General features: G+C 57.1%; 6 protein-coding genes. All 6 read left to right on the top strand.

Annotation, left to right across the window (positions count from 1 at the left end; all coding sequences use genetic code 11):
* Window positions 1-120 precede the first annotated feature (120 nt).
* The 6 genes from NW815_RS10520 to NW815_RS10495 all read left to right on the top strand — a co-directional run bounded on the left by NW815_RS10520 (window position 121) and on the right by NW815_RS10495 (window position 6,621).
* A complete protein-coding gene (locus tag NW815_RS10520; protein ID WP_414389612.1) occupies window positions 121-1,032 on the top strand; it encodes a cell division protein FtsX in 912 nt (303 codons plus the stop codon).
* A 61-nt stretch (window positions 1,033-1,093) separates the two neighbouring features.
* Window positions 1,094-1,696 (top strand): hypothetical protein, encoded by a 603-nt coding sequence (locus NW815_RS10515; protein WP_238376736.1) that lies wholly within the window; start codon window positions 1,094-1,096, stop codon window positions 1,694-1,696.
* A 57-nt stretch (window positions 1,697-1,753) separates the two neighbouring features.
* Window positions 1,754-2,938 (top strand): pyridoxal phosphate-dependent aminotransferase, encoded by a 1,185-nt coding sequence (locus NW815_RS10510; protein ID WP_414389611.1) that lies wholly within the window; start codon window positions 1,754-1,756, stop codon window positions 2,936-2,938.
* A 124-nt stretch (window positions 2,939-3,062) separates the two neighbouring features.
* Complete coding sequence (locus NW815_RS10505; protein WP_011433472.1) at window positions 3,063-3,863, top strand: ParA family protein; 801 nt, start codon at window positions 3,063-3,065, stop codon at window positions 3,861-3,863.
* 1 nt (window position 3,864) lies between these two features.
* Window positions 3,865-4,692 (top strand): hypothetical protein, encoded by an 828-nt coding sequence (locus NW815_RS10500; RefSeq protein ID WP_414389609.1) that lies wholly within the window; start codon window positions 3,865-3,867, stop codon window positions 4,690-4,692.
* A 303-nt stretch (window positions 4,693-4,995) separates the two neighbouring features.
* On the top strand, window positions 4,996-6,621 hold the full coding sequence (locus tag NW815_RS10495) for a peptide chain release factor 3 (protein ID WP_414389608.1): 1,626 nt from the start codon (window positions 4,996-4,998) through the stop codon (window positions 6,619-6,621).
* Window positions 6,622-6,955 lie beyond the last annotated feature (334 nt).

The following is a 6,955-nucleotide window of genomic DNA, read 5'->3' as shown; positions in this document are numbered from 1 at the left end:
GGAGGGCGCCTGTATGATCTGCGCTGAGGGCTGCCGGGATCCCTATTTTGCTCTCCACAGGCTCTGTTGAGCTCCAGGGGGCAAGGGTCTGAGCCCATTGATTGTTGGATGGAGAACAGCATGCAATCTCTCTCCCGACTTCTCAATAAAATTCGCTATCTCCTACAGGAGACTTTTTTGGGGTTGCGGCGGGGGGGCTGGCTGAACTGGGCCGCTGTGAGCACCCTGCTGGTGTTGCTGTTCCTGGTGGGGATCGGCGTTGAGCTGTCCTGGGGCGTGGATGCCACGGTGCAGTCGCTGGGAGGACAACTGGAGATCTCCGTCTACTTGGAGCCGGAACGGCAGGGGGTGGAGCTGCAACCCCAGGTTGCCCAACTGCCTCATGTGGCCGAGGTGAAGGTCATCACCAAAGACCAGGCTTGGCGCAACCTTTTGCTGGAAATGGGGATCCAAGACGAGGCGGCCATGGAAACCCAGTTGGGGGAGAACCCCTTGGTGGATGCTCTGCGGGTTAAGGCGGATTCCACCGAAGCCTTGGGGGAAGTGGCGGAGCAGATTCGCCAACTGGAAGGGGTGGATGAGGTCTACTACGGCGACCGCATTGTGGAGCAACTGTCCCAGCTCCAGGACATGCTACGGCTGGGATCCCTGACCATTACCGGCGTGTTGGCCCTGACAGCGGTGGCGGTCATCACCACCACCATTCGCCTCATCGTCATGGCGCGGCGGCGGGAGATCGAGGTGATGCAATTGGTGGGGGCGACGGCAGCCTGGATTTACTTGCCCTTTATTTTGCAAGGGTGCCTGTTTGGGGTGATCAGCGCAGTGGGAGCTTGGGGATTGATCTTGGGATCCCAGCAGTTGCTGCAGGAGCTGCTGGAGCAGTTGATTGCCTTGCCCTTCCTCAAGGTGATGCAGGCAGATCGCAGCCAACTGGAGTTTTGGCTCTTGCCGTCGATGTTGTTGGGGATGGGGGTTTTTCTGGGCACCACCAGCAGCTTGATCGCGGTGCGCAAGTCGGCAGGGCGATGAGCTGGAGGCGATGCTGAGGAAAGCCCTGGATATTCCAATCTGAGGATCGCCATAGGATAAGATGATGGACTCTACTTCCCTGGCTTTCCAAGATCTGGCCGCCATGAACCCATTGCCTCCTCCCGCCCACCCCTACCAGTTCCGCGCTTTGGGCCTGATTAAGGGATCCCTGAAATCGATCCCCAAGACTTATGCGCAGGCAACCTTGGTTGCCTCTGACGGAGCAGAATATCCGGCTACCCCCGGACGCGCCGAGCTTCTCGGCCCCTTCGAGCACTGCATCAAGAGCGGCCATACCTACTGGTACTACGTGCAGCCGCAGCCGCGTTCAGGGGGGGCTTTGGGCTTGAGCATCATCCGCATCCTGGCCCTGCCGGAAGAGGAGCAAGACCCAGAGTGGGAAGAAGAACCGTTTTTGCCTGCCCCTGAGGACACAGAGGAAGGCTTTAACATCCGCGGCATTGTCGAGCCCCACGATGGCTTTGTTGAGGTGACCGTGCGGCGCAAGCCCCAGGGAACCAAGCAATTTGCTCCTCTGCAATTGCGCTTGGAAGGGTTCTTGCCCGGAGCTGTGGCGGGCGAGTTTTGGGATCTGTTGGCAGAGCGAGAGGGCAACAAACTGCTGTTGGTGGATGGTACCCGCCTGTTGACCGCAGTAGCCTAGCTATCTAGATTGGCCCTGCTTGAGAACCTTAAAATAAACCAAAGAGCTTCCCAACCGATGGTGTCTGCTGCCGGCTTGTCCCAACGGGTCGCCCATCTATCCCCTTCCCCCACGCTATCCATTTCGGCTCTGGCTAAAGCCATGCAGGCAGAGGGGCTGGATGTGTGTAGCTTGAGCGCAGGCGAGCCGGATTTCGATACACCTGACCACATTCGGGCCGCGGCCATCCGTGCTCTGGAAGATGGCAAAACCCGCTACGGCCCCACCGCTGGGATCCCCGCCCTTCGCCAAGCAGTGGCCGATAAGCTGCGGCAGGAAAACGGCCTGGAGTTCAGCCACGACCAAATCCTGATCAGCAACGGCGGCAAGCAAACCCTGTTTAACCTGGCCATGGTGCTGCTGGATCCCGGCGATGAAGTGATCCTGCCTGTTCCCTACTGGGTCAGCTACCCCGAAATTGCCATTTTGGCAGGGGCAAAGGTTGTGCAGGTGCAGACGGAAGAGGCCCAGGGGTTCAAGCTCACCGCCGCCCAACTGCGCCAGGCCCTCACCCCCCGCAGCAAGCTGCTGATTCTCAACTCGCCGGCCAACCCCACCGGAGCCGTTTACCACCGGCACGAGCTGGCAGCTCTGGCAGAGGTGATCCTCTCGGCCCCCAACCTGTACGTGATCTGCGACGAGATCTACGAAAAGCTGGTTTATGGACAAGCCCGCCACATCAGCCTGGGATCCCTTTGCCCTGACTTGATGCCGCGCCTGATTCTCAGCAGTGGCTTTGCCAAAGCCTACGCCATGACCGGCTGGCGGGTGGGCTACTTGGCCGGGCCCAAGCCCATCATTGAGGCGGCCATCAACCTGCAAAGCCACAGCACCTCCAATGTCTGCACCTTCGCCCAGTACGGTGCTCTGGAAGCCCTGACCAGCCCCCTATCGGCAGCAGCTGTGGAAAAAATGCGCCAAGAATTCTGGCAGCGGCGAGATCTGATGCTGGACGGGATCCGCACCTTGCCGGGGGTGACTTGCCCGGAGCCAGAAGGTGCATTTTATGTGTTTGTCAACATCGGCCAAACCGGGTTAAGTTCGGTGGAGTTTTGCCGGCAGCTGCTCAAGGAACACCACGTGGCTGCTGTGCCGGGGGTAGCCTTTGGGGCAGATTCCTACATTCGCCTTTCCTATGCTGCCGATCGCACCACCCTCGAAAAAGGGCTGCAGCGGCTGCACCGGTTTGTGTCTTCCCTCTGAGGATTGAAAAGAGCGGATGGATCCCCGCAGGCCATCCCCAGTGGCGGAATCCCCATTAGAGGTGTGAACACCATTGCTTAACCCTAGCTATAGTGTTAGGGGATGGGCTACGAGGGGATAACTCATGTCTGGCAGAACGGCGCTTGTCATCACCGTTGCCTGTTTGAGTGGGGGATCCGGAAAGACCACAGCCGCCCTCAACTTGGCCATCATGCTGGCCGAGCATGGCAAGACGCTGGCTGTTGACTTTGACCCACAGGGCAACCTGAGCCAGTGGATGGGCTGGACGGATCTGTCGGAGTCGGCCACCATTGCCGAGACGATTTTGCCGGGGGCGGATCGGGTTCACATTCGGGAGATTATCCGTCCGCCGTTGAATGAGGATCGCCAGGAGCGGCTGTGGTTGGCCCCCAGCGATTACAGTCTCTCGCGGGCTATGGATGCGATCGTAATGGAGCCGGGGCGGGAGCTGTTTTTGAAGCGGGCTTTGCGACCGATTTTGCCGGAGTATGACTTTTTGGTCATCGACAGCCCCCCCTCGAAAGGGTTGCTCACCTACAACAGCATTCTCAGCGCCGATCTGCTGGTGGTGCCGACGGAATGTACCCAAAAGGGGGTGATGGGGGCCCTAAGTACCCTGGTGCTGTTGAAAGAATTGGAAGAGCTGGATTTTCATGTGCCCAAGTTTTTGGGGGTGCTCCCCACACGGGAACAGTGGGTGGGCAACAACCGCACCAAAATGTCGCGGGCCGCAGTGGAAGCCTTGGCGGAAATGATGCAAGGGATCCCCATTTTCACGCCGGTGCGGCAAAGTACAGTGGTGCAGCAAACCAACAGCATGGGCTGGTCCTTGGCGGAGGCGGGGGAAGATCTCCTGGCCCAACCTTATCGTGAGGTCCTCAAGGCTGTGTTGGAGGCCCGCTAACATGGCTACCGCCAAGAAGCCTCCCAAAAAAAAATTGCCCACCGGCCCCACCAAGGCAGATTTGCTCTCGCGCATGGGGGTGAATAAGCAGCCAGAGCCGATGGAACCTGCACCTACGGCTGCCGATGGCGTTGAGGCTCCGCACCGTCCAGAGGACAACAGGGGGACGGATTCCCTGGATCTGCCTCACCCTGCGGCATTAGATGTTGAGCCCGATCCATCTCTCGCGGCCTCGTCCCGTCTGTGCCCCACAACCCCGCCAGAGCTAGGGCCGATTCCTCTCCTGGCCGGTGTGCTCTCCCCACCTGAAGCTCCTTCTCGGGATGCGGATCCCTTGTCCAACTTGTCGCCCGCTCCGGTCGAGGTGGAAAGGGTTGTCTCCCCACCCCAGGTCAGTCTGGCCAAATGGGCCAATACTTCGCTGCCAACTGAAAAGCCAGCCGAGCTTTTGCCCCCTGCTACTGCTTGCACCGACAATGGGGTTCGCCGCAATGGCACCCCCAATGGGCAGGGTGCCCAGTCGGATCCCCGCGAGGCTCTGGATGCACAACTGGGCCTGCAAAAGCTTACCCTCAAATGGTCTGCCGAGAGGGTAGAAAAGCTGGGATCCCTGGAAAGCGCCACCGGGCTACCGGGCGAGATTTTGCTGGAAGTCCTGCTGGATCATTGGGAACAATTGCCCAAGCCCTTGCAGCAAGATTGCCTCCTGCAAGCCCACCGCATTCGCGTCGAGCGGCTGGTGATCAGCCAAAACTTCACCATTGCCACGATTGAGCAACTGCTCTTCACGTCAGCGTTGCGCAACAACAACGAGCAGCATCTGCTTTGAGTTCTGGCCGGTTGGCCTGGGAAATTCCCCCTCAAGATCTCCGCCAGTATGCCAGACAACAGGGATCCCTGTTCCTGTGCTAGGGTCAAAATGGTTCTGTTGGCTTTTCGCGCTTTTCGGCCTGTGCTCTCTCCCCCTCGCTACCTGGCGGCAACCCAAGCCCATTATCATCAAGTGCATTATTCACCCTACTTCTCACTTTTGTTTTTCTATCTTCTCCCTATTTCTCCCATCGTTTAGGGGACAGCATTGCAACGTCATCTTCTTTAAAACGACCAGGTTGTAGTGGAGCGGCAACAGTTGATGAAAGATCTTGATTTGACCAAAGCTGTAGAGCAACGGCGTACCTTTGCCATCATTTCCCACCCCGATGCCGGGAAGACCACCCTCACCGAAAAGCTGCTGTTGTACGGGGGGGCCATTCAAGAAGCGGGAGCTGTGAAGGCCCGTCGGGCGCAAAAGCGGGCCACTTCCGACTGGATGGAACTGGAAAAGCAGCGGGGTATTTCCATCACCTCTACCGTCCTGCAATTTGATTACCGCAACATTCGTCTCAATCTGCTGGATACTCCCGGCCACCAGGACTTCAGCGAAGACACCTATCGCACCCTGGCAGCGGCTGACAATGCCGTGATGCTGGAAGATGCCGGCAAAGGGTTGGAAACCCAGACCCGCAAGCTGTTTGAAGTGTGTCAGATGCGGGGACTACCGATTTTTACCTTTATCAACAAGATGGATCGCCCAAGCCGGGATCCCTTGGAGCTGATGGATGAAATTGAGACGGAACTGGGCCTCAAGCCCTATCCTGTCAACTGGCCGATTGGCTCAGGCGAGCGGTTTACTGCCCTATTTGACCGTCGGACTCAGGAGTTTCATTTCTTTGAGCGGGTATCTGGGGGGCGGCTAAAAGTTCAAGATACCGTTATTAAACTTGGGGATCCGCAAATTGAGGAGTTGATCGACAAGGACTTGTATTACCAATTCAAGGAAGAGCTGGAACTGCTGGATGGTCTCATGCCCACCTTGGATCTAAAACAAGTGCATTCCGGCAAACAAACCCCGGTCTTTTTCGGCAGTGCCATGACCAATTTTGGGGTGGAGCTTTTCCTCAATGCATTTTTGGAGTATTCCTTACCGCCAATGCCTCACGAGAGCACTGCTGGGCTAATCCCGCCCGAACATCCTGAGTTTACGGGCTTCGTCTTTAAACTGCAGGCCAACATGGATCCCCGCCATCGGGATCGCGTTGCTTTTGTGCGCATCTGTTCCGGCAAGTTTGAGAAGGATATGGTGGTCAACCATGCCCGCCTCAATCGTCCCATTCGCCTATCTTATCCCCAGAAGTTGTTTGCTCAAGAGCGCATCTCCATCGATGAAGCTTACCCTGGGGATGTGATCGGCCTGAATAATCCCGGCATCTTCACCATTGGGGATACCATCTACACCGGCCCGAAGCTGCGCTACGCCGGGATCCCTAGCTTTTCTCCTGAGCTGTTTGCCTACTTGAAAAATCCCAATCCTTCCAAGTTTAAGCAGTTCCAGAAAGGGGTAGCGGAACTGCGGGAAGAAGGGGCTGTGCAAATCATGTACTCTATCGACGATTCCAAACGGGATCCGATTGTGGCAGCGGTGGGCCAGTTGCAGTTTGAGGTTTTGCAGTATCGCCTTGAAAGTGAATACAACGTCGAAACCCGACTGGAGATGTTGCCCTACACACTGGCTCGCTGGGTCGAGAATGGCTGGAAGGCGCTGGAGAACATCCCCAGCTTGTTTAACACCCTAGTTGTTAAAGACATTCAAGACAGGCCCGTTCTTCTGTTTAAGAACGAGTGGACTTTACAGCAATTTGCTGCCAGCAACCCTAAAATCAAGCTCAGCAAAATTGCCCCTATCTCGGATCTCGGCCCAGAATTGGGTGACGGCCAATAGATCAACCTAAGAGAATCCGTCTCAAAGAGCCTTAGGTTCTGACATTCAGCCGAGATGCCATTGGTCTCCACATCAGCGGTGTTGATAGGTGTTGATATCTTCGGATTTCTGAGCAAACCCCTCACACAGATCGCAGCAATTCCCCCATCTTTTTCCTGCATCGTCCAGGGACAGAGGGAGTGAACCATGCCTTTCTTCTCCAACCTGGGATCCACTTCTCCCCACTTTGGCGCTGCCCTCAGTGCTTGTGCGCCACTTTGCGAACGCTCCTTGTGGGGACTGGATCCGCAAGCCGTTTTTTTGAATCACGGCTCCTACGGCGCGACCCCGAAAA

The organism is Synechococcus sp. R6-7 (assembly GCF_047461695.1).
Classification (GTDB): Bacteria; Cyanobacteriota; Cyanobacteriia; order Thermostichales; family Thermostichaceae; genus Thermostichus.
Note: the sequence above shows the minus strand (reverse complement) of the source record. Positions and strands in the feature narration are given on the sequence as shown.

Excerpts from the sequence above, each read along its gene's own strand:
- NW815_RS10520 (WP_414389612.1), top strand. The coding sequence starts at position 121 with ATGCAATCTCTCTCCCGACTTCTCAATAAAATTCGCTATCTCCTACAG.
- NW815_RS10515 (WP_238376736.1), top strand. The coding sequence starts at position 1,094 with ATGATGGACTCTACTTCCCTGGCTTTCCAAGATCTGGCCGCCATGAAC.
- NW815_RS10510 (WP_414389611.1), top strand. The coding sequence starts at position 1,754 with ATGGTGTCTGCTGCCGGCTTGTCCCAACGGGTCGCCCATCTATCCCCT.
- NW815_RS10505 (WP_011433472.1), top strand. The coding sequence starts at position 3,063 with ATGTCTGGCAGAACGGCGCTTGTCATCACCGTTGCCTGTTTGAGTGGG.
- NW815_RS10500 (WP_414389609.1), top strand. The coding sequence starts at position 3,865 with ATGGCTACCGCCAAGAAGCCTCCCAAAAAAAAATTGCCCACCGGCCCC.
- NW815_RS10495 (WP_414389608.1), top strand. The coding sequence starts at position 4,996 with ATGAAAGATCTTGATTTGACCAAAGCTGTAGAGCAACGGCGTACCTTT.